The 26,892-nt window shown below is 61.8% G+C and carries 29 protein-coding genes and 2 tRNA genes; 12 read left to right on the top strand and 19 right to left on the bottom strand.

The window, feature by feature from the left end; translation table 11 throughout:
• Positions 1 to 70 precede the first annotated feature (70 nt).
• Positions 71 to 146, top strand: a tRNA-Cys gene (locus RBH26_RS11955).
• 550 nt (positions 147 to 696) lie between these two features.
• Here the strand turns inward: RBH26_RS11955 and RBH26_RS11950 are convergent.
• The 3 genes from RBH26_RS11950 to RBH26_RS11940 form a co-directional block, all read right to left on the bottom strand.
• Positions 697 to 770: transfer RNA gene (locus RBH26_RS11950), tRNA-Lys, on the bottom strand.
• Positions 771 to 889: 119 nt separating this feature from the next.
• Complete coding sequence (locus tag RBH26_RS11945; RefSeq protein ID WP_306758531.1) at positions 890 to 1,585, bottom strand: hypothetical protein; 696 nt, start codon at positions 1,583 to 1,585, stop codon at positions 890 to 892.
• Positions 1,586 to 1,636: 51 nt separating this feature from the next.
• Complete coding sequence (locus RBH26_RS11940; protein WP_306758530.1) at positions 1,637 to 1,780, bottom strand: hypothetical protein; 144 nt, start codon at positions 1,778 to 1,780, stop codon at positions 1,637 to 1,639.
• A 579-nt stretch (positions 1,781 to 2,359) separates the two neighbouring features.
• Here RBH26_RS11940 and RBH26_RS11935 point away from each other — a divergent pair.
• From RBH26_RS11935 to RBH26_RS11920, 4 genes are all read left to right on the top strand, one after another.
• Positions 2,360 to 2,494 (top strand): hypothetical protein, encoded by a 135-nt coding sequence (locus RBH26_RS11935; protein ID WP_306758529.1) that lies wholly within the window; start codon positions 2,360 to 2,362, stop codon positions 2,492 to 2,494.
• A 102-nt stretch (positions 2,495 to 2,596) separates the two neighbouring features.
• Positions 2,597 to 3,076, top strand: coding sequence for a ribosomal protein S18-alanine N-acetyltransferase (gene rimI / locus RBH26_RS11930; RefSeq protein ID WP_306758527.1), 480 nt, complete (start codon positions 2,597 to 2,599; stop codon positions 3,074 to 3,076).
• 63 nt (positions 3,077 to 3,139) lie between these two features.
• Positions 3,140 to 3,565 carry a DUF5810 domain-containing protein gene (locus RBH26_RS11925; RefSeq protein ID WP_306758526.1) on the top strand — a complete coding sequence of 142 codons (426 nt, stop codon included), beginning with the start codon at positions 3,140 to 3,142 and terminating at the stop codon, positions 3,563 to 3,565.
• A 41-nt stretch (positions 3,566 to 3,606) separates the two neighbouring features.
• On the top strand, positions 3,607 to 4,020 hold the full coding sequence (locus tag RBH26_RS11920) for a DUF5809 family protein (RefSeq protein ID WP_306758525.1): 414 nt from the start codon (positions 3,607 to 3,609) through the stop codon (positions 4,018 to 4,020).
• 152 nt (positions 4,021 to 4,172) lie between these two features.
• On the opposite strand, the gene RBH26_RS11915 is transcribed toward RBH26_RS11920, so the two are convergent.
• From RBH26_RS11915 to RBH26_RS11900, 4 genes are all read right to left on the bottom strand, one after another.
• Positions 4,173 to 4,622, bottom strand: coding sequence for a S26 family signal peptidase (locus RBH26_RS11915; protein WP_306758524.1), 450 nt, complete (start codon positions 4,620 to 4,622; stop codon positions 4,173 to 4,175).
• Entirely contained in the window at positions 4,619 to 6,694 is a 2,076-nt protein-coding gene (locus RBH26_RS11910; RefSeq protein WP_306758523.1) for a hypothetical protein, read from the bottom strand. The genes RBH26_RS11915 and RBH26_RS11910 overlap by 4 nt, the downstream gene beginning before the upstream one ends.
• 2 nt (positions 6,695 to 6,696) lie before the next feature.
• Complete coding sequence (locus tag RBH26_RS11905) at positions 6,697 to 7,860, bottom strand: hypothetical protein (RefSeq protein ID WP_306758522.1); 1,164 nt, start codon at positions 7,858 to 7,860, stop codon at positions 6,697 to 6,699.
• A 106-nt stretch (positions 7,861 to 7,966) separates the two neighbouring features.
• Entirely contained in the window at positions 7,967 to 8,728 is a 762-nt protein-coding gene (locus tag RBH26_RS11900; RefSeq protein WP_306758520.1) for a hypothetical protein, read from the bottom strand.
• A gap of 748 nt (positions 8,729 to 9,476) precedes the next feature.
• Between RBH26_RS11900 and RBH26_RS11895 the strand changes: the two genes are divergently transcribed.
• The 4 genes from RBH26_RS11895 to RBH26_RS11880 all read left to right on the top strand — a co-directional run bounded on the left by RBH26_RS11895 (position 9,477) and on the right by RBH26_RS11880 (position 12,596).
• Positions 9,477 to 10,532 carry an ABC transporter ATP-binding protein gene (locus RBH26_RS11895; RefSeq protein ID WP_306758519.1) on the top strand — a complete coding sequence of 352 codons (1,056 nt, stop codon included), beginning with the start codon at positions 9,477 to 9,479 and terminating at the stop codon, positions 10,530 to 10,532.
• Positions 10,532 to 11,365: an ABC transporter permease gene (locus RBH26_RS11890; protein WP_306758518.1), complete on the top strand. Its 834-nt coding sequence runs from the start codon at positions 10,532 to 10,534 to the stop codon at positions 11,363 to 11,365. The genes RBH26_RS11895 and RBH26_RS11890 overlap by 1 nt, the downstream gene beginning before the upstream one ends.
• Before the next feature lie 93 nt (positions 11,366 to 11,458).
• Positions 11,459 to 12,058, top strand: coding sequence for an NUDIX domain-containing protein (locus RBH26_RS11885; protein WP_306758516.1), 600 nt, complete (start codon positions 11,459 to 11,461; stop codon positions 12,056 to 12,058).
• A 172-nt stretch (positions 12,059 to 12,230) separates the two neighbouring features.
• Complete coding sequence (locus RBH26_RS11880) at positions 12,231 to 12,596, top strand: rhodanese-like domain-containing protein (protein ID WP_306758515.1); 366 nt, start codon at positions 12,231 to 12,233, stop codon at positions 12,594 to 12,596.
• Positions 12,597 to 12,946: 350 nt separating this feature from the next.
• Here the strand turns inward: RBH26_RS11880 and yciH are convergent, their stop codons facing one another.
• The 6 genes from yciH to RBH26_RS11850 form a co-directional block, all read right to left on the bottom strand.
• Positions 12,947 to 13,240: a stress response translation initiation inhibitor YciH gene (gene yciH / locus RBH26_RS11875; protein WP_306758514.1), complete on the bottom strand. Its 294-nt coding sequence runs from the start codon at positions 13,238 to 13,240 to the stop codon at positions 12,947 to 12,949.
• A gap of 84 nt (positions 13,241 to 13,324) precedes the next feature.
• A complete protein-coding gene (locus tag RBH26_RS11870; RefSeq protein WP_306758512.1) occupies positions 13,325 to 15,667 on the bottom strand; it encodes a DUF3488 and transglutaminase-like domain-containing protein in 2,343 nt (780 codons plus the stop codon).
• The gene (locus tag RBH26_RS11865) at positions 15,664 to 16,701 is read right to left on the bottom strand and encodes a DUF58 domain-containing protein (RefSeq protein ID WP_306758511.1); all 1,038 of its coding nucleotides are present in this window, start codon (positions 16,699 to 16,701) and stop codon (positions 15,664 to 15,666) included. The genes RBH26_RS11870 and RBH26_RS11865 overlap by 4 nt, the downstream gene beginning before the upstream one ends.
• Positions 16,702 to 16,703: 2 nt before the next feature.
• Positions 16,704 to 17,675 carry an AAA family ATPase gene (locus tag RBH26_RS11860; RefSeq protein WP_306758510.1) on the bottom strand — a complete coding sequence of 324 codons (972 nt, stop codon included), beginning with the start codon at positions 17,673 to 17,675 and terminating at the stop codon, positions 16,704 to 16,706.
• A 198-nt stretch (positions 17,676 to 17,873) separates the two neighbouring features.
• The gene (locus RBH26_RS11855; protein WP_306758509.1) at positions 17,874 to 18,068 is read right to left on the bottom strand and encodes a cold-shock protein; all 195 of its coding nucleotides are present in this window, start codon (positions 18,066 to 18,068) and stop codon (positions 17,874 to 17,876) included.
• Positions 18,069 to 18,185: 117 nt separating this feature from the next.
• Complete coding sequence (locus RBH26_RS11850; protein WP_306758508.1) at positions 18,186 to 18,386, bottom strand: hypothetical protein; 201 nt, start codon at positions 18,384 to 18,386, stop codon at positions 18,186 to 18,188.
• 131 nt (positions 18,387 to 18,517) lie between these two features.
• Between RBH26_RS11850 and RBH26_RS11845 the strand changes: the two genes are divergently transcribed.
• Positions 18,518 to 18,718 (top strand): hypothetical protein, encoded by a 201-nt coding sequence (locus tag RBH26_RS11845; protein WP_306758507.1) that lies wholly within the window; start codon positions 18,518 to 18,520, stop codon positions 18,716 to 18,718.
• A gap of 27 nt (positions 18,719 to 18,745) precedes the next feature.
• Here RBH26_RS11845 and RBH26_RS11840 read toward each other — a convergent pair whose 3' ends face one another.
• The 3 genes from RBH26_RS11840 to RBH26_RS11830 all read right to left on the bottom strand — a co-directional run bounded on the left by RBH26_RS11840 (position 18,746) and on the right by RBH26_RS11830 (position 21,529).
• A complete protein-coding gene (locus RBH26_RS11840) occupies positions 18,746 to 19,759 on the bottom strand; it encodes a 5,10-methylenetetrahydromethanopterin reductase (protein WP_306758506.1) in 1,014 nt (337 codons plus the stop codon).
• Between the two features lie 183 nt (positions 19,760 to 19,942).
• Complete coding sequence (locus tag RBH26_RS11835) at positions 19,943 to 20,725, bottom strand: methyltransferase domain-containing protein (protein WP_306758505.1); 783 nt, start codon at positions 20,723 to 20,725, stop codon at positions 19,943 to 19,945.
• A 33-nt stretch (positions 20,726 to 20,758) separates the two neighbouring features.
• Complete coding sequence (locus RBH26_RS11830; RefSeq protein WP_306758504.1) at positions 20,759 to 21,529, bottom strand: coenzyme F420-0:L-glutamate ligase; 771 nt, start codon at positions 21,527 to 21,529, stop codon at positions 20,759 to 20,761.
• Between the two features lie 114 nt (positions 21,530 to 21,643).
• Between RBH26_RS11830 and RBH26_RS11825 the strand changes: the two genes are divergently transcribed.
• Together RBH26_RS11825 and RBH26_RS11820 are read left to right on the top strand one after the other, a co-directional pair.
• Positions 21,644 to 22,015 (top strand): helix-turn-helix domain-containing protein, encoded by a 372-nt coding sequence (locus RBH26_RS11825; protein WP_306758502.1) that lies wholly within the window; start codon positions 21,644 to 21,646, stop codon positions 22,013 to 22,015.
• On the top strand, positions 21,990 to 22,253 hold the full coding sequence (locus RBH26_RS11820; protein WP_306758501.1) for a hypothetical protein: 264 nt from the start codon (positions 21,990 to 21,992) through the stop codon (positions 22,251 to 22,253). The genes RBH26_RS11825 and RBH26_RS11820 overlap by 26 nt, the downstream gene beginning before the upstream one ends.
• 96 nt (positions 22,254 to 22,349) lie before the next feature.
• On the opposite strand, the gene RBH26_RS11815 is transcribed toward RBH26_RS11820, so the two are convergent.
• From RBH26_RS11815 to RBH26_RS11805, 3 genes are read right to left on the bottom strand one after another with little or no spacing between them, the layout of a single operon-like run.
• Positions 22,350 to 23,108 carry an aspartate/glutamate racemase family protein gene (locus RBH26_RS11815; protein WP_306758500.1) on the bottom strand — a complete coding sequence of 253 codons (759 nt, stop codon included), beginning with the start codon at positions 23,106 to 23,108 and terminating at the stop codon, positions 22,350 to 22,352.
• A gap of 7 nt (positions 23,109 to 23,115) precedes the next feature.
• Positions 23,116 to 24,777 (bottom strand): hydantoinase B/oxoprolinase family protein, encoded by a 1,662-nt coding sequence (locus RBH26_RS11810; protein ID WP_306758499.1) that lies wholly within the window; start codon positions 24,775 to 24,777, stop codon positions 23,116 to 23,118.
• The gene (locus RBH26_RS11805) at positions 24,777 to 26,888 is read right to left on the bottom strand and encodes a hydantoinase/oxoprolinase family protein (protein WP_306758497.1); all 2,112 of its coding nucleotides are present in this window, start codon (positions 26,886 to 26,888) and stop codon (positions 24,777 to 24,779) included. Before RBH26_RS11805 ends, RBH26_RS11810 begins: the two co-directional genes overlap by 1 nt.
• Positions 26,889 to 26,892 lie beyond the last annotated feature (4 nt).

Raw genomic sequence — 26,892 nt, 5'->3', positions numbered from 1 at the left:
GGGACAGATTACTACAATGCCCGTCCCGTACCGCTATGCTTAAACGACCGCAGTGTCTACACCCAAATGCGCCAAGGTGGCAGAGTCCGGCCGAACGCAGCGGCCTGCAGAGCCGCCTACCGCCGGTTCAAATCCGGCCCTTGGCTTTTATCGTGGGCTAACTCGTGAGCGGTAGCACTATCTTTTATTCTGTTTGTGGTAGTCCCGCTTCCGGCCATCGACGAATGGATAGTGTGGAAAGCCGATATACAAACCGTATCCATGTAGTTGTGTCCCGTCGTTGGTCACTCACTGTTCGATTTTTCTCGAGTTCGACGAACCGGAATCACTGTCCAAAACCGAACGATAACCGTTTGCAGCTGAGAAGTCGGCACTCTCGAGTCATGATACGCAAACGTGGAACCGAAGCGAATGCATAAACATCGTGTGAACGGACGATCCGGTGCGGTGGTGTAGCCGCGATCGACGAACTGTATAGAAACGACGTGTTCGCCAACGAAGAGTGAATTGACGGCACGAATTGCAGTTCGCTTTTGGGCCGACAACGATAGTACAGGTCCGTCGATCCCGTCGTCGGGTTTTAGGCGCGTCGAAGGGGCGCGATCGTGAACACACGATTGAACGTACGTACCCTCTGCGTTCGAGTCCCACCGATTAGATTACCTGTCGATCACGGATTTGTTCGGCGTCAGAAAGCGGGCCGGGCGCGATTTGAACACGCGACCGTCTGGTTAAAAGCCAGACGCTCTGCCAGACTGAGCTACCGGCCCTGTGGATACTACTTCCCGGGAGTGATGGTTAAACGTTTCTTTCTCCGACGGTCGTGGGATGGTCTATAATGCCACGGCAGTGGACTCCCGATAAACGTGATCGCGAGTTATTCACTCGCTTATTCGAAATAGTCCTCGAGTGCATCGCTGACGATTGCTCCGGGGTCGACACCGTCGATCGAGGCACGCCGTCGGAGGTCGCGGTAGGTCGACGGCGACAGCGTGAGTTCGAGTTCGCCTAACATAACGTCGTAGTCAGCGAGCGCCTGTTTGATCGGGACACCGTCGTTGACGGCGCTGGCAACGCTGCGGACCTGGCGAACGGTGAGGTCGCCATCGAGGATGGACCAGGCGAGCAAGAGCCGGGCTTCACCACCGACGCGAGCGATGTGCTTGGCGGCAGTCGGTGCGATTCGGCCAAGCGCGACCTGTTTGCGCACCGAGCGCGGTAGATCGTGGACGCGAGCCCACTTTCGAATGAACGAGATGGTGGCGTCACCGCCTGCACGTTCGGCGGCTGCCTTGTACGATCCTTCACCACGGACGAGAGCAGCGCAGGCGGCGGCGCCACGCAGCATGAAGAGGTGGTCGTCGTTGGTCTCGCCGCTGGCGAACTCGCGGACGGTTTCGGCGGCATCCGCGAGGCTGTCGGAGTCGTCGGGATCGAACTGGACGGCCTCGCGAGCGCGAGTTCCGGTGATCGATTCGTCGCCCCGGATGACGGGTGCACCGACGGGCGATTCACGGTCCGTCGGGATCGATCGATCATTCTCCTGATGACCACGTGAACGGTCACCGGGACGATCGTTAGACATGTATTACACTACCTGCTTTGACGGTAAAAAGTCGCCGTCGACGCGATTCGTTCATTCGTCGCGTTGTTCGGCGAGGTGCTCCCAGATCTCCGTGCAACCGGCCCCTTCCTCGATGTCGTTAAGGTGAGCATCGTCACGCACGTTGTCTTGCTCGTCGTCGATCGACTGTGGTTTGCATTCGGCTGCGTCAGTCATAGATACCCCTTTGAACGGTAAACGCATAAGTACCGTTTCGGCTGCAAACGATACCCGTGCTCGGCTGTACAGGATAGTCCTGCCGTTATCTCCGAGACGCTATTATCTCGAGCCAACGGATGACGGACGGGCCGTTTCGAACGACTTTCGAAGCGATAGCTGATTTAAGCGCCCGTGAGTAGACAGTCAACTTGTAAGTTCGAGGCGGCCCACGTTTGTACTCGCTGTCCTCGCGTACCAGTATCCCCGCACGGTACTGGGTACAGAGTGGGCGATCGTCGATAAAACCAGTCGGCGGGTTGGACGTGGTCAACCAAGCTGACTGTGAGTCGGTCGAGGGACACTGGACGAACTAGGCCCATCGTCGGATATGCGGCAAAAATGCCTGGTATGTAAGGCAAACTGTCCTCGAGTCACGGAACCGAAATGAGATACCGACGCACAGGTCCGATTTCGCCTGCTGTCGCAGGCTGGCGACTTTTTCGCGAAACCCGCAAACCACCGCTCGGAGCATGCGTACGGCGGCTGCCGAGAAGACCTGCCGCTACGAGACCGACGCGATTTCCACGGAGTGATTCAATGACTGACGACGAATCAACCCAGTCCGACGAGGAACAGACCCAGTACGGCGGTACGGAAGACCAGGAACCGACCACCGTGATCGGAGACGAAGACGAACGCGCCGAGACGGACAACGAAGGCGCCGACAACTGATCACGTTCTCGGATGGTGCTGTCGCATCCGAGAAACGGACGCGATGTCTCGTCCGAAATACGGACGGGACCGTTTTTATCGTTGGACACGCTACTGTCGTCCGTGACGAGGCCGGTGTCTGGAGCAGACGATGGGAGCGGGCTCTCGATCCGTCCAGCCAAGCGTGCGGATTTACTCGCGGTTGTCCGCATCGAGAACGAGTCGTTTCCCCAGCCGTGGCCGTACGACGCCTTCGAGCGGTTCCTCGGCGAACCCGGCTTCCTCGTTGCAGTCCAAAACGGCGAGATCGCCGGCTACGTCGTCGCCGACGTCAACCGGAACTTCGGTCGCCAACTCGGACACGTCAAAGACATCGCCGTCGACCCCGACTGCCGGGGCTCGGGCATCGGAACCGCCTTACTCAGACGATCGCTGGCCGTCCTCGCGGCCCACGGCGCTGACTCGGTCAAACTCGAGGTTCGGCGCTCGAACGAGGGCGCGAAACGGCTCTACCGCGAGTTCGACTTCGAGCCGCTTCGCCGGGTGCCGGGCTACTACGAGAACGGTGAGGACGCGATCGTGATGGTCCGCAAACTCGAGTGACTGTCTCGACGAGGTCAAGGCTCGGACGTGGCCGTTTTACCGCCGGCGCTCTAACCCGCGTCTATGGGATACGCGTGTCCAGTCTGTGGCGCCGAGCAGGCCGACGCGGAACACCTCGCGAACCACCTCGCTGTCACCGCCTCACTCGGGCGGGCGGATCACGGCGAGTGGCTCGCCGAGTACGCACCGAACTGGGGCGACTGTACCCCCGAGGAGTTAGGCGAAATCGTCAGCCAGCACGCTCCCGAGATCGAGACGCCGGAGTTCGAGGCGTCTGGCCACGACCACGACCACGACCACGGGCGGCCGGCTGGTCTCGAGGAGGGAATCGCCCAGCAAAGCCGCCAGCCCGGCCGCGGATCGTTGACCTCGGAGGCCGAAAGCGTCCTCCAGGAAGCCCGGGAACTGACCGAACGGATGCAGGAGTCCGGTGTCGACGATAGCGCCATTGACGACGACGATGGAACCGACGCTGCGGACGACGCGTAGAACGCGAAACTGGTAACTGGCTTCCCCGAGCACCTCGCGGTATGCACACTGTCGGGACGTTCGCGCCGACGTCGGCGGCGGAGGCTCGTGAGCAGTATACAGACGTCGGTCCCGCGGCACAGACCGTCGTTCGCGAGGTCGCCAAGGCCATGGAGTTCGACCGCGAGGAGTACGACGACCGCGTCTCGGGCGAGGTCGTCGAAACTGCCCGTGACGCCCTGTTCGCGAGCTTACTCGAGGTCCACGTCGGAACTCGCGAGGAGTTCGCTGCGTGGCGTGACGGGTACGACGGAACGGTATCTGTCGTCGGCCACGAGAACGTCGACAACGTGGTCTGGCACGCTGGCCCCGAAGATGAGGCCGTCGCCGCGACCTTCCAGAACGAGGAGGAGGCGGCGATCGCGACTCTTCGACGCCAGGCGTTCGGACGGCTCTACCGAGAGCTGATACAGTAATGCTGGCGGACAGCAGGCAGTGATCCGTCGGTCGCGAATTCGCGGCCGTTCCCGCGGATGACGGTCGCAGTCGCGCGACCGATCGTCGACTCGTGTTGTCCAACCGTCTCGTCGGAATCGCTATCTGAGCCGTACGCTTCTCGAAGCGGGAGCTATACGCCGACGGATCGCCAGTACGTGCCTTCGATCCAGTCCGGTTCGACCGGTCGCGTGAGTCCGGTCTCCTGATCGTACGATGGGTTGGCGTCCCCCTTCGTGATGTATCCCTCGTTCGGGGCCGGACAGTGGACCGCTGTCTCACAGGTGAGCGAATCGTCCTCGAGATCATCAACCCAGTTGTCGCCTTCGTCGACGTAGGTCACCGTCCGGTGGACCACGAGCTGGTCCGAGTCATCGCCGTCGACCCGAAAGACGATCACTTCCCCGTCCTCGAGGTCGTCGTGGTCTCCCCAATCGAGGACAACGATACTCGAGTCCTGTTCGATCGTCGGCTCCATGCTGTCGGTGGGGACCTCGTGGACGGCGACGGCTAGCGAGAGGCCGTAGAGGAGGCCGACGACGACGAGGAACGCACTGAGAAAAACGACGACGGAACGATTCATTCGTCAGTGATACCTGGGATACGGACGTGTACTGTTGCACTTTCAGTCGTCTCGACGACCGCTCCGATGTCCTCGTCGTCGTGTTCGAGGACGAGTTTGAAGTCAATCTTCGTTTTCCGTCCAACGCCTGGATACGGCTCGAACTGTCTGTAGGCAGTCCCGTCGTCCTCGTCGCCGTCAGTGATCGCATCGTGTTTCCCGAGTAGGATATTCTCTTCGTCGTCAATGATTTCGGAGAGTTTCACCTCTCCCTCGTCAGGAAAGTCATCGAGAGATACCGGTACTTCCTCGAGGATCGGTTCGAATTCGGTGGAACTACCTGTTTTCTCAGGCGGTTCGGGGTTTTCCTGAAGCTGTGGATAGTCATCTTCTGGCTCCGTTATCTCCTCCCACTTCTCCCCGCTTAATCCGCCCATCTCATCTAACGAACCACTTCCTGTCATGTCGTTAGTTGATAATCCTTCTAACCCATCTGGGCTTCCGATACCTCCGGCCCCAGGGAGATCTAACAGGTTGTCGTCCCAGTAACTACCCGTAATCTCGCCCTCCTTTTCATCACCCTCGTTCGCACCGACGAATCCTCCAAAGGCACTCTCATCTTCGTCGACATCAGCAACGTCAATCCGTTTCACTGCGGCATACGACGACTCAATCATCCCGGTTTCACTGGCGAGGTCGCCATCGTCAATGCCGAAGAGAAGGAGTCCAAGGAGATCCGTCAGTAGCTCAAGAACTATTCCAAGCAACCCAAGAACAAGGCCCAACAATCCGCCGATGTCGTCATCCTGTTCAGCGACGAAGTTTGAGCCGACAAGACCACCAGCAATCACCGCAGATGCTTCATCACCAATTCCACCGATGATGATACCGATTATAGCACCAAGTAGTGATTCAGGATCGGTCTCCCCTTCAGTCTCGAGTTCACCACGAGCATACGAATTCGAAATGGTTGCCAAATTAATGCCAGTTAACACGCCGGTAACGCAAGTGGTGTCCTCGTCTTCAATGTCGATATTCAATTTACAATCCGCATATGACTCCGACACTATCCCCTCTCTCGTCGTCTCCCCGCTTGTTTCGACATTTGCTCCAAGAAGCCCTCCAACTATTACTGCTTCCTCAGAAGTCGTAAGTTCTACTTGACACCCCGCATAGGAACGTTTTATCGAGCCGTTACTCAACGCTGCCAGTCCACCGATGACGACAGCGTCGTCATTGCCAGTAACTGTAGAATCCCATATATACGAATTTCGTATCTCTCCGGAGTTTGCACCTGCGATCCCACCTACAACATCTTCTTCACTCTCAATTTCGCATCCTACTAGCCCAATATTCTCGATCGTTCCATTATTTACACCGACAAACCCGATTGCCTCATCATCATATCTATTTATTGTCAAACCAAATACCTTATAGCCGTTTCCATTTATTTTTCCGGAAAACGGCACTTGTTCATCAAAACCCGGAAGCCCTCGATCAGGGCTCCAGATTGGATCAAAGCCGGTGGAAGAATCGGCTTCCCATTCCCACTGATCTGTTCCAGATGCATCAATATTTTGTGTTAGTTCGTAATGTGCCTTGAGGGAGTCTTCGGTGGCCTTTATCGCCTGTAATTCATGATCGTTGGTTATTTTATATGGGTTCTCTTCGTTTCCTTCTCCATCCAGGCTATCAAACACCGCTTCAAGATCGTCTGGTGGTTTTTCGTGTGGATCGCTCCACCCGGAGTGGTGAGTCCCATCTAAATGGGGTGGCAGGTCGCGATCAACGTATGGGTTCGCCTCGAGCGTAAGCTCGAACTCATCCTTGAGTGTGGATGGTATGTTTTTGTAGTCAATCTCAACCGTCGATTCCTTGCTAACTAACATTTTATTCACACGTCCTCCTTCTGTTGGGATTTCTTCGCCTTCAGTGGTCAACTCGAGATCAGTTTCTGCGAATGCTGATTCGTCAGTTCTAAGAAGACGGTCGTAGCCGATTGCTGATCCCGCGACGCCGCCCAGGAGACCGAGCAGCGCTGTTCGCCTCGAGATCGGTCGGTCGACACTCGAGGTCTCGTTTGTGTCGTCCATCGCTAGTCCTCCGAATTCGGGTCGATTGGTTCGTTTGCCGCTTGTCCTTCGAGAACGATCGTTCCACCGACGTCGACCGTCGCCTCGTCGTCCGTTGGTGGCTTCGACGGTCGGCTCGGCCTCGAGACGACAGTATCTTCCTCGTCGGTCATGATAATCACGACGCTAGTACTGTCGAAGGCTGTGACGTCGTACGTCTTCGATTCGACGAGGACGACGACCTCGAGAGTGGTGATGGACTCGCCCTCGTCGCCCGATTCGAACGCCGAGTACTCCGCTGAGATCGCGGAGTGGTCCGCGAGGTCGATTCGTTTCTCGGAGAACACGCTGGTTACTGTATCGGACGGTGTCTCACCCGCATCGATCGTACCCGTTGCGATCGTCTCGAGGTCATCGGAAAATTCCGGTCGGGCGAGGAGACTGACAGTGAACTCGTCGTCCTGATGAGCAACGTCGTCGTCGAATCGACGATAGGTTACGCCGATCGGAAGCGCTGGCCCGTCGATCGCCATCGACGTGATCTTGCCATCAGCCAGTTCGACGACAACTGCATCGTGAACCGGCCCGGAAGCGACCTCGAGGGCGACCTCCTTCAGGACGGTGACGACGACTGAATGGGTTTGCGACGCAGTGATACCGTAACTTCTGGATTCGGCAGTGACGATAATATCGACGACTGTTTTTGCTATTTCGTCAGTTTCGGCCGGTCTGAACTCGGTGTACTCTTTGGACACTGTTGGGTGATCGGCGAGGTCGAGTTTCGACGGCGAAAAGGTCTCCGAGTCGAACGACGCAGAGACGACGTCGTTTGGAACCGACCCCGATCCAACTGTCCCAGTCGCTATCGGTTCCGGCTCGTCGGCAAACGCCGGCTGGACTGCGATCGTCATGTCGAACTCCTCCGGCCGATCGACTGGAGCCCCGTGAATGAACCGGCGATGAAAGCCGCGGTACTCGAGTTCGAACGAGAGGTCCTCGCCTGGAACGATCACGTCGTCATCCAGGCCGACGGTGATGTCTGTACTCGGAACGTCGGTACGAATAGCAAGTGTGGGCTCTTCCCTGTAGATGCGGTGTCCAACCCCAGTCCCACCGATTGCACCGAGGCCCGCCGCACCAGCAATAACAGTCCGTCGAGAGATCGTATACTTATCATCAATATCCATAGCTATCTGTACGGAATGGGCAAATACTGCTCGAGTCCAGTAGACAGGAGTGCTGTCTACCAGGTCGGTTATTCAGGACGATACGAATTACCGGAACTGTGTTATTTTACTCTTCGTCTTCGTCTGAGTATGCTTCTGTTCCACTCTCGCCCTCGAGTTCGATAGTGCCGCCGACAGAGATTTCTGCGTCTTCGTCGGTCACGGTAACTGTCAGATCATCCGAGTCAGTTGCCGTGTGTTCCTCGTCTCCATAATCGGCCTCACTGAGAGTCGTCGACGTGACCTCGACTTCGAAGCGTAGATCGGTTTCTTTCTCATCCTCGTCATCTTCTGGTTCGAACTCGCTGTAGTCTTCACTGATCTCCGTGTGATCAGTGAGATCGACATCTTCCTCTTCGACATCTGCCTCTGATAGCGTCGTGCTTGGCTCGTGGTCGTCCTCGTCGTACTCGTTGTGGGGGAGATTATCGCTCGCGTTAGGTAAGTCGAGGGTAAACGTCGTTAGCTCGTCTTCTGTCCCGTCTTTCTCGAGTGAGATAGTGACCTCGAACTCGTCATCGATATTATCTGGTACCTCACCGTCATCCTCGAACTCGCTTTGCGGGAAATTTATCCAACTGATCTCGACGGTAGTCGCCTCGGGACTGAGTTCGATCGACTCGACGTTCCCGTCGACGGTGTTGATCTCTAGATTCTCTGCCGAGAGCCCTAGCTCTCCATCGAACGCGAACGCAGGCTCGTCTTCGGAAAGAAATGCACGGTAGCCGAGCAGGCCACCGCCGGCGACCCCACCGAGTCCGAGCAGTGCCGTCCGTCGCGTCAGCAGTCCTGTACCCCCGTTCCCATCTTCTGATTGCGGATTGATCATTGTATACTGAACATTCGAGAAGTATTATATATCGCTTTCGCTTATCTGTTGGTTTGACGAAAGAACGGACGTCGGCGTCGTTGCTGTCGAATTTCGAGAAGTATCGGAGAAGAAATTATTTATGGACTGAATTTTATGGACTTCGTGAAAACTATCGCAGTCACGGCACGGTAGTGCACACCCGCTCGCTCGAGGATTACGTGGGACAGACCGAGCGGTTGTGTCCTGTAACTCGAGCGACGGGCCTCCAACCAGTAGCAGTCGGTGTTCGGACCCCAACTGCTGATACGGTCTGCTGTCGTCACGCTCTGCCGATTACCAGAGCGAGGTCGACAGTACATCGTACAGCGGTCCGTCTGACATCCTCGTTCTACCATCGATCGGTCTGTGTCGGAACTTAAGATCGAGAGAAACGGTCGCTAGTGACAATTTCGAGTACTGAATAGTGATTCGAAATGTTTAATACTCAAACCTCTCTACGCCAAGATGAATGGCGACGATCATAATACGACTAGTAGAGATAAGTTAAAGTTGTGATCGAAGCCATTCGATTCAAAGGAGGTGAATACAAATGCTTGGTGGAATCCTACCTGATATCGACCTCGGACTCGGTCTCGGTCTCGAAATCGACGGGTAAGACCGAAGACACTGCACGGATCGCTAAATAAGCAAACGAGGTAGATTATTTCTACCTTATACTGGATCAGAATTCTCGATGAAGGGAACAAACCGTGGGCTAGAGGATAGTATGGGTGAAGTAGCAGAATCGGTTGACTCACACGTGGGTGGACATGAATATACGTACACTGAACATGCTGCAATTTCGGTCGAGGATCTCGTCAAAGAGTACGGCAGTGGTGAGAGTAAAGTACGGGCCGTTGACGGGGTAACTTTCGATATTGAGCAGAGTACGGCGGTCGGCATCCTTGGACCGAATGGGGCAGGAAAGACGACTATTATCAAATCGATACTGTCGCTGGTATACCCAACCAGCGGAACCGTTCGTATACATGGTCGTGACGTCCATCACGACCAACGAGCCGCGCACAAGCGGGTTGGTGCGATGTTAGAGGGGGCCAGAAACACGTACTGGCGATTGACTGTCCGTGAAAATTTAGAGATCTTTTCGGTCATCGGCGGGCTAGATTACAGAAGCCGGAAGGATCGGATCGACGAACTGTTAGAACAGTTCAATATTGCCGAGAAAGCAGATACCCCCGTTCGTGAACTTTCGAGAGGGCAAAAACAGAAAGTGTCACTTGCAGCGACGATGGTCAAAGAGCCGCAGGTGATTATTCTTGACGAACCTGCACTAGGACTTGATATCGAGAGTTCACTGGAGTTGCGAAAAGAACTCCGTCGCTTAGTGGACCAGGAGGGGACGACAGTGCTATTGTGCAGCCATGACATGGATGTTATCCAAGATGTTTGTGAGAGAGTGATCATTCTGAACGATGGAGACATCGTTGCAGACGATACTGTTGACCGTCTTCTCGATATTTTCAACCTGAAAGTGTACGAAGTGACTGTAGACGGGAGCCTGTCGGAACGTGATTGTCAACGTCTCGAGTCCGAACTCACCGTCGAATCGTTTGAACACTATCATGGCCAAACGACGTTTCGCGTCCAAGTCCCTGAAGACCAGTTTTACTGTATGGTAGACTCCCTCAAACGGCTCGGCGTGACTGTCAAATCAGTCGAAAGTGTCGAACCGGATCTAGAGGAGGTATTCCTACGGATTACTGACCAGAAGGGGACCGAAGAGTTACCACTGGCACAACAACGGAACGGAGGTACCCTGTGATGAGCAATGCGAAAGCCAGCGGTGGCACGTCGGCCCGTACTGCGAGTGTCGGTTTATTACTATGGACGGTTTTACGAATGAATTTTTTGCTGCTTGCTAGGTACAAGGTCAACTTCGCTGCACAAATACTAGGAATCTATTTGTTTTTCGCCATTATCTTCTTCGGAGGACAAGCTGCGGTAGAGAACGTTGGTGGATCCGGAGCTGGATCACTTGGATCGACGCTCGACGCTTTTATCGTGGGTTGGTTCCTCTGGACGATGGCCCAGACTGCGTATTTCAGCCTTTCAAGAGAAGTTACACAAGAATCGAGATGGGGAACACTCGAACAGTTGTATATGTCTCCTCACGGGTTCGGGACTATAATGATCTCAAAAGTCTGTGTGAATATCTTTTTGAGCCTCATTCTCGGCATGCTTATACTAGCTCTCATGATGGTCTCTACAGGGAGATATTTGGCATTTGATGTCATTTCGATACTTCCAATAGCGTTGCTAACGCTAATGTCGATCGTTGGTATTGGCTTTATTTTTGCCGGACTTACGCTGATATATAAAAAGCTAGATAGTGTGTCTCAACTCATGCAGTTCGTAATTATCGGATTGATTGCAGCACCAAGTGCGGGGAGTAATCTCCTGGCACTTCTCCCCCTGGTGCAAGGATCGTCGATGATGCAGGTGGCGATGCGAGATGGCGTTCGATTGTGGGAGTTTTCGCTCCTCGAAATTGGGATTCTTTGTGGAACTGCGATATTCTATTCAGTTGTTGGATACATGGTCTTTCAGTTCTGTGCCCGTGTCGCTCGTTCACGTGGATTGATGGGTCAATATTAATACGTTCCCCACTCGATTTACGTCCATCTCGTCCGACGGAACCGATCCGCCAAACGGCACCTATTACCCGCTCGAGGCCGACAGCTACTCCCGATGACGGCACCAGACGAGGACGGCGTTCCCGAAACGTGGGAACTCCGCGAGGAAGTCACCGAGTACGAGACGCCGTGGTACGACGGCGGCTACGACCTACTCGAACAGCCCGACGGCACGGCAAATCGCTACTACTGGGCGGATCTTCCGCCGGCGGTCGTCGTGGTCGCAAAGATCGAGGGCGACCTCGTCGCGTCCGTCGACGACACCGACTCGACGGACGATGACCGGCTCCTTTTCGTCGAACAGTTCCGGCCGACGATCCGCGAGACCCACCTCGAGCTCCCCGCTGGTATCGTCGAGGACGGCGAGTCCTACACGGCCGCGGCCGAACGCGAACTCGAGGAGGAAACCGGCTTCAGGCCCACGAGCACGGCTCTTCTCCAGGAATACGCGGTCGCAACTGGCGTCCTCCGCCACGACCGGGGGATCGTCTTCGCCGAAGGACTCGAGCCTGGCGAGCGCAAACTAGATACCAACGAGTTCCTCGAGGTGACGACGGTGCCAGTCGACGAGGCTCTCGAGCGCGCTCGCGAGCAGCCGGCCAACGACTCGACGATGACGGCGCTGTTGCTGGCGAAAGAAGACGGCCTGCTGTGATACGGTCGGCAGTTGTCAATCGAGTGGGTCGCCGGCGTCGGCGGGCCTCCTCGAGTCTCCCGGCGTAGCCCGTGTGACGGTCGCTCCGAGATTGGACTCGCTGCGGACTCGAGCCATCTGTGCGTGAAACCGACCCGTGGGCTTATTCACCCGGCGTTCTAACGCGACGGTAATGGACGGCGAAATCTCCCCAGACGAGGTCAAGGAACTCCTCGAGGACAATGGCGACGTCTGTGTCGTCGACATCCGCGACGAGCGGAGCTTCAACCACAGCCACATTCCCGACAGCGAGAACCTTCCGTTCCACGAACTTTCAAGTCGTATCGAGGAACTCGAGGGCGAAGACCACATCGTGACGGTCTGCCCGCATGGTAAGGCGAGCGTCCAGGCGGCACAGCTCATCGGCTCGTATGAGGGCACTGCAGACGCTCGCGTCGAGAGCATGGAAGGCGGACTCGAGAAATATGGGATGAAGTTCGGGCTCGTCCGCGAGGACGACGACACGGAGGAATCGACAAACGCCGAATCGCCGTTTTAGTGAAGTACCGCGGGCGCGGTGACCCGCGGCGTCCGTGTCTACCCTCGCTGCGCAACGATCTTTACTTTCTCCCGCGCTCACCGCAAAGTATGGTTCACGCCCGTTCAAGGGTGAATACCCGAACACGTGTTGTGTCCGTGGGAGTCGGCCCCTCCAGGACACGGTGGCCCGGGACACTCTGCCTGTCCCTAATGTAGACAGTCCGAACGACCGTATCGATCCCTCGTCCCGTCGCCGAGAGAAGTCGGAGACTTGGCGGCTGGAAAAACGGAAAATCGCGAGTCGCTGAGAAGGCGTTACGAGACGGCCGTGAGGTTCGGAAGTCGTCTCAGATCATCGGCGGGCTCGAGTTAGGCGACGTTGAAGCCGCGGTCCCGAAGGAACTCCTCGATACGTCCCGTGTGGTTGCCCTGAAGTTCGATCTGGCCGTCCTCGACGGTGCCACCACAGGCGAACTTGGACTTGAGATCCGACGAGAGACTATCCAGGTCGACGTCCTTCGGATCGAATCCTTCGATGATCGTTACCTCTTTACCGTATCTGCGCTCGTCAATGCGGATGTTGAGTTGCTGTTGGCCCTTGGCTACGTCCTCACAGACGCAGAGTTCCTCAGGCAGCCCGCACGTCGAGCAGACTTCCGACATTACGTTCCATGGTACGAATCGCCCATATTAAACACTATCGGGACCCGTATTCCGTCACGCGGTTCTTTTTCAGTGAGCGACCGATCAGTTCCGCCACGAACCGACGATCGGGAGCCGCTTCCGGGCGATATCGTCGACGACCGCGATCGCCTCGTCTGCCGTCGCGCGACCTACGCCGCCGCCGTATCTCGCGCGTTCGTAGCAGTCGACGACGGATTCGACGCGCGGATCGATCTCCGCGTCGGATTCGGCCTCGAGCGACTCGAGGTAGCGTCGGGCCGACTCGGAGGGTTCGCGCGGTCGGTATTCGCGGGCCAACAGGGACTCGAGGCGCCGATAGGCGCGTGCGGCGTCCCGGTCGGGGTCGTCGGTGGGCCGTTGCCAGTAGCGCCCGATGGTCCGTCGTAGCCGCGTAGTCATTCCGGCCCGGTGGACGCTTGCGGCCAGCCCGATCAGCACCACGACGCCGACGGTGGCCGCCTCTCGAGAGATCGAGACGAGCTCGAGGAGGGTCGTTCGCCAGTCTGCTTCGTCGTCTTCGATTGGCTCATCCGTCGTCGTAGAGTCGGGTGATTCGGTTTCGCCCGGTTCGGTCTCGTTTCGCTCCCTGTCTGTCCCGTCGTCGTCCGATTCGTAGCCGGGGTCCGTCTCGGAGTCGTTCCAGTCTCGGTCCTCGTCTTCGCCGACGTCCGGCGTCTCGGCGTTCTCTTCGGACGCTTCGCTCTCGTCTTCGTCGTCGGTGATCGGCACGTCTTCGCTCGTGTCGGTGTCGACGCTCTCGTCGCCGTCGGAGCGAGCCTGCTGGACCGCGTCGCTGTGGACGTCGTCGCGGGGATCACTCGGGGTCGGCTCGAAGGCGACCCAGCCCTGGTCGGGGAAGTAGACCTCGACCCAGGCGTGGGCGTCGGTGCCACGGACGACGTACTCGTCGTCGTCGACCTGCTGGCCGCTCGTGTAGCCGGTGACGTAGCGTGCCGGTACGTCTTCGGCGCGCAGCATCTGGACCATCGTCGTCGCGAAGTAAACGCAGTAGCCCTCGTCCATCTCGAGGAGGAACTCCTCGGCGACGTTGCCGTCGGGACGCTCGAGATCGAGCGAGTAGCCCTTCGACGAGCGGAGATGCGATTCGATCGCGACGGCCGTCTCGTAGGGCGTGTCTGCGTCGTCGGTGATCTCCGCGGTGCGCTCTTCGAACTCGCTCGAGACGCCCTCGGGTGTCTGGAGGTAGCGGTCAGTGACTGGCTCGGGGTAGTCGGTTCCTGCGTTCCGAAGCGCGTCCGGGTCGGGATCGGCGATCACGCTCTCGACGGCGTAGGTGTCTCCCTCGAGGACCGGCGTCTCGGGATGGAACTGTCCCTGTTGGGAGACGTCGGTGTACTCGGCGAGATCGCCCTCCACGGCGATCGGGTGTGGGGCCGCGGGCATGACGCCCAGTTCGGTCTCGGCGGTGACCAGCTGTTCGACGCGTTCGCCGTCGCCGGGCGGTTCCCCGAGTGGACCGTCGTAGTTGCCGTGCTCGCCGGTCCGGACCCACTCGTCACCGGTAAACCGGTCGTAGACGCCCGTTCGCCAGTAGGATGCCTGCTCGGATTCGACGGTAAATCTGACCGCCGGCGAGAGGTCGACGGAGCCGCCGATTCCCGACCGTTCGGAGGCGTAATCGATCGTTCCCTCGAGCGTCCCGTCCTCGTTGCCGGCGAAGTGTCCAGGCGTGCCCGAGCCGCCGGGGACGAACGTGACCGACAGCGAAAGGACGATGATCAGGGCAAAGAGGGCCGCGAGCAGGTCTGCCTGGGCGATCGATCCGCCTCGTCGCTCGAGTTCGCCGAAGCCGACGGCGCCGATAGCCGCGAGCGTTCCGAGCAGCGTGACCGTCGTTCCGGCATCGCCGGTCAGAACGAGAAAGCACAGTGCGGCGCCGCCGGGGACGACGGCGAGTCCGTACCGGCCCCGGACGGCGAGATACCACGAGAGGAACACCGGCGTCGGGACGAACGCCAGCGTCCAGGTCCCCGCTTCGACCATCCGGATCAGCGGGAGCCCGGTCGCGAGCGCGGCGGTGTCCCTCGCAATCGTATCGCTCGCCGAGAGCACGACGTCGACGCCGAGGCCGGCACGCTCGAGATAGTAGGCGAAGCCGACCGCGCCGGCGGCGACCGCAAGCACCGTCGCAGTCCGGGGGCGGATCGTCCAGGCGAGGACCGTCGCTGCGAGCACCATCGCGCCGACGAGGCCGAACAGCACCTCGGTGCCGCCGACCGCCCGGGTCACCTCGCGCAGGACGCTTACGTACGCCGCCGTCAGGACCAGCACGCAACAACACGCGAGCAGCCGGAACGTCTCCGGACCGATCGTGCCGTCGAGCTCGAGGTCGACTGTTCGGTCGCCGGCGTGCGAACTCCTGTCCGGCGACGAATCCGTGCTCACGGGACCACCCCCGATTCGCGCTCGCCGACGAGTCGCTCGAAGGGAATCGTCCGATCGTCGAGGACGACGGCCGTTCCGTCGTCGTCTACCCGTATCAGCACGTCTGCCGATTCCCGGATACTCTCCTCGAGTTCGCCGGCCTCAAGGACGGCGAACGCGGCCAGGAGATCGCGTCGGTGGTCTCCCCCTGAGCCCGGTTCGTACGCCGTGTCCGGCAGGACGACGCCGACGTCGACGCCGGCCTCGAGCAAGAAGTCGGCGACGCTCGCGACGGCCGTCGCCAGTTCGTCGTCTCGGCCGGGCACACAGTCGGCGGCGATCGTCACGGTGCCGGTGTCCTCGTCGGCAGCGTACTCCGTGACGACGAGGTCGGCGTCGGGACGCTTCGCGGCGGACTTCCAGTGGACGTCCCGCAGGGAGTCGCCCCGCTGGTACTCCCGGAGGTGGTCGAACGCCTCGCGGTCCCGGCCGGCGACCGCGTCGGCGAACGACTGGAGGGCGTCGCCGTGGCCAGCCCGGACATCGCGCACGCGCGGGTAAACAAGAGTAGTCGTCGACTCTTCGTATCGGAACCGGCGTTCGACGAGCCCGAGGACATCGGTGACGGTGATCGAAACCGGTCCGAGCCGGCGTTCGCCGCGGGCCTCGAGCCGGACGTCGTAGGCGAACCGATTCGTGTCCGTAAGCGTCGTCTCGACGACTGGCGTGTCGTCGTCGACTGTCGCCGTTCCACGACCCTCGCTCTCGAGGACCGAGAGCCCGTCGCCGACGGCGTCGCTGACCGTCGCCGAGACGGTCGCGTCGCTCTCGACGACGAGTTCAGCCGTTCGTCGCTCACCGACGGCTCCTTCGGCGACGGGGACGCGTCGAACCGTGGGACGATCGACCCGGACGGTCGCGACCACCCCGGCGACCAGGACGACGATCAGCGGAGCCACCACGGCGTTGAGCGCCCGTGGACCGAACTGCCAGCTCATGACCATCGCGGCCGCGACGACGACGAGGGCCGTCCAGCCGCGTCTCGTGGGTCGCATCGTTACTCGACGGGGACGCGCTCGAGGGCGTTCTCGACGACCGTCGCGCCGTCGCGGTCCCGGTCGGTCGTCTTGATCCGGTGGGGCAGAACGACGGGAGCCTCCGTCCGAACGTCGTCCGGGCGCACGTAGTCGCGGCCGTCGGTGGCGGCTCGGGCCTGTGCGGCCCGCAAGAGCGCGATCGTTCCGCGGGGGCTGACGCCGACGCGTGCGTGTTCGCGAGTGTACCCGACCAGCCGCGTCGCGTACTCCCGGAGTGGCTCCTCGACGCGAACGCTCGCGACGGTCTCGCGGGCGGCGACGACCGTCTCGAGATCGGTGACCGGCTCGAGGGTCTCGATCGGGTGTTCGCCGACCGTCCGTCCGAGCAACTCGACCTCCGCTTCGGGATCTGGGTAGCCCAGACGGAGTTTTTTCATGAACCGATCGAGTTCGGCGAACGGCAGATCGTAGGTCTGGTTCGGCTCGACGGCGTTTTGGGTGGCGACCACGGTAAACGGCTCGGGCAGGTCGCGGGTCTCGCCGTCGACAGTGACCTGTGCTTCTTCCATGGCCTCGAGCAGCGCCGACTGCGTTTTCGCCGGCGCGCGGTTGATCTCGTCTGCGAGGACGAAGTTACCGAAGACGGGACCGGGCTGGAACTCGAACTCGCGGGTCTTCTGGTTGAAGACGTTCACGCCGGTGACGTCGGTCGGGAGGAGATCGGGGGTAAACTGGACGCGACGAAACGTCGAGTCGATCGAGGTCGCGATCGATCGAGCGAGCATCGTCTTGCCGACGCCCGGGACGTCGTCGAGCAAGACGTGACCGCGTCCGAACATCGCGGTGACGACGTGTTCGATTACGTCTTCGTGGCCGACGATCACCTCGGCGACGTTTGCCTCGATCTCGGCACAGAGGTCGGCCACCGTCGATACCTCGAGGGGCGTACTCGCCCGACCGTCGGCCTGGGGCGGATAGTTCGCGTCAGTCATAGCTCGAACACGATCACGACCGCCGGGGACCTGGTCGAACCGCTCATCACTGCGTCAGTTGTGACTCCAGGACATATGCTTTGCGTCAGGTCGAACGACTGTACAGCGTCGACGACGGTCGTCTCCGGTGGTATCCGCCTGGAGCCGTCGCTGTGTCAGTTGTAACGATCAGAAAGCGATACCACTACCAGCGACGCCTTACAGACGCTCGAGGTTCGTCGCTCGGGGGCCTTTTTCGGCCTCCTCGATGTCGAACTCGACCTCCTGCCCCTCTTCGAGATCGGGGCCACCGACGTCTTCCATGTGGAAGAAGACGTCCTCGTCCGCGTCCTCAGTCTCGATAAACCCGTAGCCGCCAGTGTCGTTGAAGAATTCGACCGTACCTTTCGCCATTGCACCTGTATAAAACCACGACGGAGATATAAAGCTTCGGGAGGACATTCGCAGGCCGCCCCATCGAACCGGCTCGTTATCGTCTCACAAGGCCGATCGTAGGGGTTTGGCGTGAGATCACCAGGATTTGCAGTCAGGACAGACCAACGAGCCGTCCTCGCGCCAGACGCGTTCGACGTCGCTGTCGCAGCGACTACAGGTGTACGCACCCCAGGCGTACGTCGAGAGCCCCGAATCGATGGCCGTCGCGTCGGCGTCGTCGCCGTCCGTTTCCCCGGTTTCCCCCACGAACTCCGAGAGCGTCGCGTCGTCGGTCACGACCGCGTCTACGACCGGTGGTGGCTTATACGGTTTGCTATCGTCACTGACCGCCGATCGCCGACCGCGGGGCTGGCAACGCGCGACACAGGACCGGCACGGCCAAGTACCATCGGTGACAACCCCCGAACATGGACACCATCACACCGATGAACGTTATCGTCGACAACATCGTCGAAATGAACGAGTACTTCTCCGACGTCGCGATGGGAGAGGGGCTCGCACCGCTACTCGTTCTCGTCGGGACGATCCTGGTCGTCTTCACGCTCGGCGTCTTCGGCGTCCTCACGCTCGGCGCCATCGGGAGTCTCTTCTCCTCGAGTTCGAGCTAATCCGGTCGAATCGATTCGCCGACAGTACTACTCCTCTCGTCCCGTCGCAGTCGCAAGCGCGTCGCTGGCCCGGACTACCGCGTCCTCGAGGTCCGGCCCCAGCGGCGAGCCGACGACGATACCGTCGACGTACTCGAGAATGGCTTCGAACCGGTCGGCGACCGTCTCGGTCGTCCCGGCGATACAGAAGGCGTCGATCATCTCGGGCGTCACGTGGCCGAAGGCCTCGTTCAGGTCGCCTCGTTCGAGGGCCTCGCTGACGTCGCGTGCGGCCTCGCGGTCGATATCGTGGCGCTCGAGGACGGGTTCTGCTGCGCCGCCGACGATAAAGGCGACGGGCGGGCGGGCAGCCTCGCGGGCCGCATCCTCGGTTTCGGCGACGCTCGTACTCGCGAAGGCAAGCGACTCGAAGTCGCCGCGCTCGTCGGGACGCTCCGCGAGCCCCTGCTCGAGTTGGCCGGCGGCCCACTCGAGGTCGGTGGGGTGGGCCGCGTTGACCAACACGCCGTCTGCGTGTTTCGCGCTCATCCGAAGCATGTGTGGTCCCTGTGCACCGACGTAGACGGGGATCTCCTCGGAGGGCGTCTCGAGATTCAGCGAGGCGTCCCGGGCGGTGAACGTCCCCTCGTGGGTGACGGTCTCGCCGTCCCAGAGGTCCTGGGCGAGTTTGAACGTCTCGAGGACGCGACGGAGCGGGCTGTCGCGCTCGACGCCGAGGTTCGACAGCGTCGACCGATCGCCGGCGCCGACGCCGAAGACGGCGCGGCCGTCGCTGACCTCGTCGATCGTCGCGGTCTGGGCGGCGAGTTTCACGGGGTGGACCTCGTAGGGGTTGACGATCCCCGGCCCGAGGCGTAACTCGTCGGTCGCGTCGGCCATCCGCGTGAGCGTGACGAACGGATCCCGGTTGAAGTAGTGGCTGCTCGAGAAGGCGATATCGTACCCTTCGGCCTCGGCCAGCGCCGCCAGGTCGGCGATGCGCTCGGTCGGATGCTCGGGGGTGAGTTCGACAGCCCAGGTCGCGTCGTTCGCGTCGCTCATTCGATCACCCGTCGCTCGATCGATCGGTCGTCGTGATCGAACTCGAGCGTGCCGAACGCGTTCCGAACGCGACCGGCGACTCGAGCCGATACCGTCTGTCGGTTCATGTCCGCAGGGTAGGGTAGCGCAGTAAAAAGCCCACCGTCACCGGAGAGTAACGTCGGTGGCGCTGACTCTAGCGGTCTACTCGACGTCCGCCCGGAAGAACAGTGCCGCGCCGCGGCGATCGAAGTCGATCCGCGAGAACCCGGCCGCTCGAAGCCGCTCGCGAAGGCCCTCGACGTCGAAGGGCTCTGCGTCGAGCGCTCCGCGAGCGACCGCTCGAACCGGCGGGACGTCGAACACGAACTCGTCGACGAGTGCGCCGCCGGCGAACCGACCGCCAGGTTGCAGGACACGGTGGATCTCCCCCAGTGCCGCGTCGACGTCCGGAAAGAGATGTAGCGCCCAGCAACAGGCCACTCGGTCGAACGCGTCCGCATCGAACCACAGCTCGTCGGCGCTCATTCGCGCGAACGCGACGTCGTCGATCCCGTCCCGGCCGGCGTAGCGTTGGGCCCGCTCGAGCATGCCATCGGCGATGTCGATCCCGGTGACGGACCCGACGTCGTCAGCGATGTGGCGGGTGAACCGTCCGGTTCCGCACGCGACGTCGAGGACGGTGACGTCCCGACCGTCGTCCTCGAGGTCGAGCAGCGACGCGATCCGCGAGCGATCGTTCCACGGTGCGGTGGGACCGCCGACGAACCGGTACAGCGGCTCGAACCACAGCGGCGTCTCGTAGACGGGTGCCAGCCAGTCGAAAACGGTTCCGGACGATCCCGTCACCTCGGGTGTGGGAAACCGCGGGATTCCGTCCTCGAGGGGGACGGTTTGCTCGCAGTTCGGACAGCACAACGCATCTTCCTGCCAGTTGAGGTGCCGGTCGCAGTGCCGACAGACGTACTCCGGCGCGGTCGCGTCCATCGACGCATCGTACGGTCGCATCACCCTTGAGTATCAGCCGTCGAACTCCCACTCCCGGAGCGCCTCGCGCACGAGGTCGTCCGTGACGTTCCTGAACAGTTCGTCGCTGCCTTCGTGGTCGCCGAACTCCCAATCGCGGACGACGACGGCAGGAACGCCACCGGCACCCTCGCCCGTCACGAGATTCGCGGCGGCCGCGAGTTCGTCGACGACCGACTGGACGGTGACACCGAGTTCGTGGCCGTCGCGGTCCGTCTCGCCGCGCCAGTCCCGGCTGGCAGGCATCCCCGCCCAGCCGATCGCGACGCCGGTCTGCCCGTGGCGGAACGGCCGTCCGCAGGTGTCCGTAACGATCACCGCGACGTCCTCGTGGCCGCGGTCGGCGAGTCCGGACCGGATCCGTTCGGCGCTCTCGGACGGCTTTCTGGGGAGTAACAGGATGTCGTGGTCGGGCACGTTCGAGCGGTCGATCCCGGCGTTCGGAGCGATGTGACCGAACCGCGTTTCGGAAAGCACGAACGGTGCCTCGATCAGCAGTTCCGAACTCTCGTCGAGGATCGCCTGGGCGAACCGCGGATCTTTCTCCTCGCCGGTGAACTCCTCGAGTCGGTCGGCGATCTCCCGGGCCCGACCGCTGACGGGGTACTCCGCTAAGTCCGCCGTTCGGCCTTCGGCCTTCGAGACGATCGTGCTCGCGACGGTGAGGACGTCGCCGGCCTCGAGGTCGATCCGGTCAGCGACGAGGGCGGCGATGTCGTCGCCGGGACGGACCTCGGGCAGGCCCGTCACTGGGATGAGTTCCATATCGGTGGGTGGAACAGCGCTGGCAAAAAGTGACCGAACGACGTTTCCCTCTCGAGACGGCGACACGCCCAAACGAGGAAAACAAACATACTCTCCAAACACGAAAACAGAAGTATGCCGATCGATATCGAGACGTTTGAGCGGGAAACGGAGTTCGAAACGGAGCGGACGCAGGCGGAGCGAGTGCTCTCCTTTCTCGTAGCGAACGACGATAAGGCGTTCCGGCGACAGGAGATCGCCGATTCGACGGACATCGATCCGAACGCAGTCAGCGCCGTATTGAGCCGGTTAAAAGACCGCAACCTGGTTCGCCACAAACCGCCGTACTGGGCCGCCGGCGAGCGCCAGCGGATCCGGTCAGCGTTCGATTTCGGACGCAGCCTCGATGCCCTCAACGAACAGCTCGGAACGGAGGATATGGACGCGTGGCGCGAGGCCGGTACCGACGCGAATCACCCAGGTGAGCGAGGGGACGAAGACGAATGAAATACGAGATGGGGAACAGTACATCGCAGTGACGTTGACGACACGGACCTGGCACGACGAGACGATTCCGCTCTCCGAAGACGATTTCATCGATGGTGGGCTACCGAAACGGAGCTTTTTCGTTCCCTGGGGCGTCGTCTCTCTGTCACACGGCGATATTCTCGACTGGTTCGGACGCGTGGAACACGCTCCGCTAGACCAGGTAGTCGATCGGCTCACCGGCTATCTCCGTGAGTGAACGGAGATCTTATACTGTCTGACAGCAGTCAGTGAACCGACGGTCGCAGTAGTGCGACCGACGTTGAGGAGTTTTGTCCGACAGTATCACTCGACGTTATTGATGATCCCGTTCGAACAATGTCCCTACTCCGTCGAGAGCGACCTCGAGTCCCGACGCTCGGCAGGCGTCCCACAGCGTCGCACCGTTGCTGGTGATCACCGGCACCCCCAGTTTCGACTCGAGTTCGTCGACGGCGGCAAGCGACCGGTAGTTCGTACAGGAGACGAAGACGGCGTCGAGATCGTCCGCGTCGCCGACGAACTCGCGGACCTGTCGGCTGGCGTCGCCGGGTGTCAGCGAACCGATCGCCGTGTTCGCCTCGAGTCCGCGGCCGTCGATCGCGGCGACCTCGACACCACTGGCCTCGAGGAAGTCCCGCTCCTTGTCGTCGAGATCGGAAGTGTACGGCGTGACGACGGCGATTCGGTCGGCCTCGAGGGCCTCGAGTGCGCGGACAACCGAGCGAGCTGTCGCGACGGCAGGGACGCCGGCTGCCTCCCGCAGTCGGTCCTCGAGTTCGGCGTCGAACCCCGGACCGTGGATCAGGCTCCCGGTCGTACAGGCGTAGGCGACCACATCGACGTTGGCGTGGCCGAGCAGTTCGGCCGCTCGTGCGGCGTCGTCGCTCATCGCGTCGAGCGCGTCGACGGTCACCGACTCGAGTGCCATCCGCGCGCCGTGGACTGTGACCGCCTCCGGGAGGGCACGTCGAAACTCCGGTTCGGCCGTCGTATTCGAGGAGGGGACGATCAGACCCAGGCGGCCGCACACGTCGGGCGTCTCGGCCGCGTCGACGTCGGAACCCTCGGTCATCGATCGATCACACTCCGTCGTTTGCGTCGGTTCGTTTCCCGGCGACGCGGTCGGCCTCGAGGGACGAATCGTCGCGTTCGTCGGGTTCGCCGTGGCCGCCGCCACCAGGAGTACGGACCGTCACTGTCGTTCCCGCCTCCACGTCGACGGTCGTCTTCGCTGAAACCGACTCACCGTCGATCAGGTTTTCGCCGGTCGCGCCGTCCTCGCCGCCAGCGACGCCTCTTGGCCCGTGGCGCCGGCGTTCGGTCAGCAGCGAGACTGTCGCGTCTTTCTCGACGGTGACGGTTCGCTCGAGGCCGAGGCCGCCACGGAACCGGCCGCGGCCGCCGCTGTCGGGCCGGAGCGCGTAGCGTTCGACCCGCAGGGGATACTCGGTCTCGATCGACTCGACGGGGGTGTTCAGCGTGTTGGTCATCCCGACCTGGACGCCGTCCATCCCGTCGCGGTTGGCACGCGCGCCGAAGCCGCCGCCGATCGTCTCGTAGTAGGTAAAGGAGCCGTCCCGGGCGCCGATCGTGAGGTTGTTCATCGTCCCCTGGCCCTGGGCCGGGACGCGGTCGGGTGCGGCCTTCGCGAACGCCGTAAAGACGACGTCGGTGACACGCTGGCTGGTCTCGACGTTGCCGCCGACGACCGCCGCGGGCGGCTCGGGGTTCAACAGCGTGCCGTCGGGTGCGTTGACCTCGACCGGTTCGTAACAGCCGTGGTTCGGGGGGATCTCGGGATCGGTGATACAGCGCACGACGAAGTAGACCGCGCTTTTCGCTACTGCCAGCGGCGCGTTCAGGTTACCGTCGAGTTGGCCGTCAGTTCCCGAGAAGTCGACGTCGATCTCCGCGCCGTCGATCGTCACCGTGACCGCGATCTCGACGTCGTCGTCGGTGACGCCGTCGCCCTCGAGGACGTCGCTGGCCCGGTAGGTTCCGTCCGGCAATGACGCGATCTCGTCGGCGATTCGCTCGCGGGAGTAGTCGATCACGGCGTCGAACCCGGAGAGGACGGTCTCGCGGCCGTGCTCGTCGAACAGCGCGGCGAGTCGCTCCTCGGCGCGTTCGTTCGCCGCCTGCTGGGCGCGGAGGTCGGCCTGTCGCTCCCCCGCGTTGCGGACGTTCGCGAGGACGAGCGAGCGGACGTCCTCGCGAGGCTTGCCGCCCTCGACGAGTCGCGTCGGCGGCAGCCGAAGGCCCTCCTGGTAGATCTCCTGGGCGCCGGCGGGCATGCTGCCGGGGGTCATTCCTCCGACGTCGGCGTGGTGGGCCCGCGAGACGGCGAAGCCGACGATATCACTTTCGTCGCCGGCCGCGTCGTCGGCGTCGGGTGCGATCGGCGATACCATCGTCACGTCCGGCAGGTGCGTCCCGCCCTGGAACGGATCGTTGAGGACGAAGACGTCGCCCGGCTGTGGGTCGCAGTCGAGGACGGCGTCGACGGCGGCGGGCATCGCGCCCAGGTGAACCGGGATGTGTTCGGCCTGGGCGATCATTCGCCCCTCGGCGTCGAACAGCGCCGTCGAGCAGTCCCGCCGTTCCTTGATGTTTGGCGAGTAGGCACCCCGAATCAGGGTCTGTCCCATCTCTTCGGCGACGCTCTCGAGTTGGTTGCGCAACACCTCGAGGGTCACCGGATCGATACCGCTGTCGTCGGCGTCGGTCGTCGATTGTGTCATCAGTTGTCCACCCCCTCTCGGGTCATCACAAGGGTTCCGTCCGCGAGTATCTCGCCCGCCCACGTCGGCGGGACGACGGTCGTGCTCTCGGCCTGTTCGAGGACCGCGGGGCCGGAGATGGTCGCGCCGGCCTCGAGGCGGTCCCGGTCGTAGACGGTCGTCTTCCGTGGCTCGGTGCCGGACCCGGGGAAGTGTGCGTCCCGGGTGCCGACGAGGGCGCCACCGGGGCCGTCGTGGCGGACCGTCGGCTCCGTGCCCGGCACCGTCGCCGTCGCCCGGAGGTTGACGACCTCGATCGACTCGTCCATCGCGTAGCCGTAGGCGCGTTCGTGGGCCTCGTGGAACCGTTGTGCGACTGCCGCCGGGTCGAACGACTCGTCGACGGGGACGGTCAGCTCGAAGCTCTGGCCCGCGTACCGGCAGTCGGCTGCCCGCTCGATGCGGGCCGCGTCGGGGTCGGAGGCGTCCGCGAGGACGTCCGCCACGAGCTCGTCGTAGACGGCCTCGAGGTCGTCGGGATCCGCATCATAGAGACGCACTCCGACTGTCCGGACGGCGTCGTAGCTTTCGTCGGCCGCGAGCAGTCCGAACGCCGAGAGGACGCCACCCGGCCGCGGGACGACGACGCGATCCACCTCGAGTGAGTCCGCAAGTGCGGCGGCGTGCATCGGTCCGGCGCCGCCGAAGGCGACGAGCGCGAATTCGCGGGGGTCGTGACCCCGTTCGACCGTCACCGAGCGGATCGTTCGGGTCATCGTCGCGTTCGCGACGCGATAGACACCCCGTGCGGCCTCGAGTGCGCTGTCGAGACCGGCTTCGTCGGCGAGTCGCTCGAGGGCGTCGTGGGCCGCCTCGACGTCTAGGGTCATTTCGCCGCCAAGAGCCGTCTCGGGGCCGATGTAGCCGAGGACGACGTTGGCGTCGGTGACAGTGGGTTCGGTGCCGCCTTTTCCATAACAGACGGGTCCGGGTTCGGCGCCAGACGATCGGGGGCCGACTCTGAGGGCGCCGCCGGCGTCGACCCAGGCGATCGAGCCGCCGCCAGCGCCGACGGTGTTGACGTCGACCATCGGCGTTCGGATCGGAAGGCCGTCGATCTCGGCGTCGGTCGTCCGTGCGGCCTGCCCGTCACGGACGAGACTGACGTCGCTCGAGGTCCCGCCCATGTCGAAGGTGACGAGGCCCTCGACGTCCGTGTCGTCGACCGTCGCGGCGGCGCCGACGACGCCCGCGGCGGGCCCCGACAGCGTCGTCGTGACGGCGTGTTCCCGGACGGTCTCGGGGTCGGCGATGCCGCCGTTTGCCTGCATGATCCGTGGCGCCGGGACGCCTGCATCTTCGGCTTCCTCGACGAGACGACCAACGTAGCGGTCGATCGCCGGACGGACGTAGGCGTCGACGGCGGTCGTCGACGTCCGCTCGAACTCGCGAAACTCCGCGAGCACTTCGTGGGACGCCGACACGGGAACCTCGAGTTCCTCGCGCAGCGTCTCGGCCACGAGTCGTTCGTTCTCGGGATCAGCATAGGAGTGAAGCAGGGAGACCGCGACGGCCTCGACGTCGGACTCGCGAAGCGTCGCCGCGAGGTCCCGTACGTCCTCGGGGTCGACAGCCTCCTCGACGCCGTCGGCCGTCGTTCGCTCGCTCACCTCGAACCGTCGCTCGCGAGGGACCAGCGGTTCGGGCTTCTCGGCCTCGAGGTCGTACAGGTCGGGCCGATCCTGGCGGCCGATCTCGAGGACGTCCCGGAACCCGTCGGTCGTGACCAGCGCCGTCTTCGCGCCGCCGCGCTCGAGCAAGGCGTTGACCGAGACGGTCATCGCGTGTGCGAAGTCGTCGATCTCGCCGGGGTCGATGCCAGCGTCGTCACAGGCCTTGTACAGTCCCTCGAGGACGCCCAGGTGTTGGGGCTCGGTCGAGGGCACCTTCGCGGTGACGAGGCTGTCGTCGACCGAGAGGGCGACGTCGGTGAAGGTACCGCCGACGTCGACGCCGATCCGGGTGTCCGGATCGGCACTCGAGGGCTCCGTTCCGCCGTCGGATCGGAGCGTGCTGGCGTGGTCGGTCGTCGATACGGAGTCCGTCGTGTCGAAGTCGTTTTCGTTTGTCATCTGG

Source organism: Natronolimnohabitans sp. A-GB9 (assembly GCF_030848565.1).
In the GTDB taxonomy this organism is placed as follows: Archaea; Halobacteriota; Halobacteria; order Halobacteriales; family Natrialbaceae; genus Natronolimnohabitans.
Note: the sequence above shows the minus strand (reverse complement) of the source record. Positions and strands in the feature narration are given on the sequence as shown.

Coding starts and splice junctions, on each gene's coding strand:
- RBH26_RS11945 (WP_306758531.1), bottom strand. CDS start 1,585: ATGTCTAACGATCGTCCCGGTGACCGTTCACGTGGTCATCAGGAGAAT.
- RBH26_RS11940 (WP_306758530.1), bottom strand. CDS start 1,780: ATGACTGACGCAGCCGAATGCAAACCACAGTCGATCGACGACGAGCAA.
- RBH26_RS11935 (WP_306758529.1), top strand. CDS start 2,360: ATGACTGACGACGAATCAACCCAGTCCGACGAGGAACAGACCCAGTAC.
- RBH26_RS11925 (WP_306758526.1), top strand. CDS start 3,140: ATGGGATACGCGTGTCCAGTCTGTGGCGCCGAGCAGGCCGACGCGGAA.
- RBH26_RS11920 (WP_306758525.1), top strand. CDS start 3,607: ATGCACACTGTCGGGACGTTCGCGCCGACGTCGGCGGCGGAGGCTCGT.
- RBH26_RS11915 (WP_306758524.1), bottom strand. CDS start 4,622: ATGAATCGTTCCGTCGTCGTTTTTCTCAGTGCGTTCCTCGTCGTCGTC.
- RBH26_RS11910 (WP_306758523.1), bottom strand. CDS start 6,694: ATGGACGACACAAACGAGACCTCGAGTGTCGACCGACCGATCTCGAGG.
- RBH26_RS11905 (WP_306758522.1), bottom strand. CDS start 7,860: ATGGATATTGATGATAAGTATACGATCTCTCGACGGACTGTTATTGCT.
- RBH26_RS11900 (WP_306758520.1), bottom strand. CDS start 8,728: ATGATCAATCCGCAATCAGAAGATGGGAACGGGGGTACAGGACTGCTG.
- RBH26_RS11895 (WP_306758519.1), top strand. CDS start 9,477: ATGGGTGAAGTAGCAGAATCGGTTGACTCACACGTGGGTGGACATGAA.
- RBH26_RS11890 (WP_306758518.1), top strand. CDS start 10,532: ATGAGCAATGCGAAAGCCAGCGGTGGCACGTCGGCCCGTACTGCGAGT.
- RBH26_RS11885 (WP_306758516.1), top strand. CDS start 11,459: ATGACGGCACCAGACGAGGACGGCGTTCCCGAAACGTGGGAACTCCGC.
- RBH26_RS11880 (WP_306758515.1), top strand. CDS start 12,231: ATGGACGGCGAAATCTCCCCAGACGAGGTCAAGGAACTCCTCGAGGAC.
- yciH (WP_306758514.1), bottom strand. CDS start 13,240: ATGTCGGAAGTCTGCTCGACGTGCGGGCTGCCTGAGGAACTCTGCGTC.
- RBH26_RS11865 (WP_306758511.1), bottom strand. CDS start 16,701: ATGCGACCCACGAGACGCGGCTGGACGGCCCTCGTCGTCGTCGCGGCC.
- RBH26_RS11860 (WP_306758510.1), bottom strand. CDS start 17,675: ATGACTGACGCGAACTATCCGCCCCAGGCCGACGGTCGGGCGAGTACG.
- RBH26_RS11855 (WP_306758509.1), bottom strand. CDS start 18,068: ATGGCGAAAGGTACGGTCGAATTCTTCAACGACACTGGCGGCTACGGG.
- RBH26_RS11845 (WP_306758507.1), top strand. CDS start 18,518: ATGGACACCATCACACCGATGAACGTTATCGTCGACAACATCGTCGAA.
- RBH26_RS11840 (WP_306758506.1), bottom strand. CDS start 19,759: ATGAGCGACGCGAACGACGCGACCTGGGCTGTCGAACTCACCCCCGAG.
- RBH26_RS11835 (WP_306758505.1), bottom strand. CDS start 20,725: ATGGACGCGACCGCGCCGGAGTACGTCTGTCGGCACTGCGACCGGCAC.
- RBH26_RS11830 (WP_306758504.1), bottom strand. CDS start 21,529: ATGGAACTCATCCCAGTGACGGGCCTGCCCGAGGTCCGTCCCGGCGAC.
- RBH26_RS11825 (WP_306758502.1), top strand. CDS start 21,644: ATGCCGATCGATATCGAGACGTTTGAGCGGGAAACGGAGTTCGAAACG.
- RBH26_RS11815 (WP_306758500.1), bottom strand. CDS start 23,108: ATGACCGAGGGTTCCGACGTCGACGCGGCCGAGACGCCCGACGTGTGC.
- RBH26_RS11810 (WP_306758499.1), bottom strand. CDS start 24,777: ATGACACAATCGACGACCGACGCCGACGACAGCGGTATCGATCCGGTG.
- RBH26_RS11805 (WP_306758497.1), bottom strand. CDS start 26,888: ATGACAAACGAAAACGACTTCGACACGACGGACTCCGTATCGACGACC.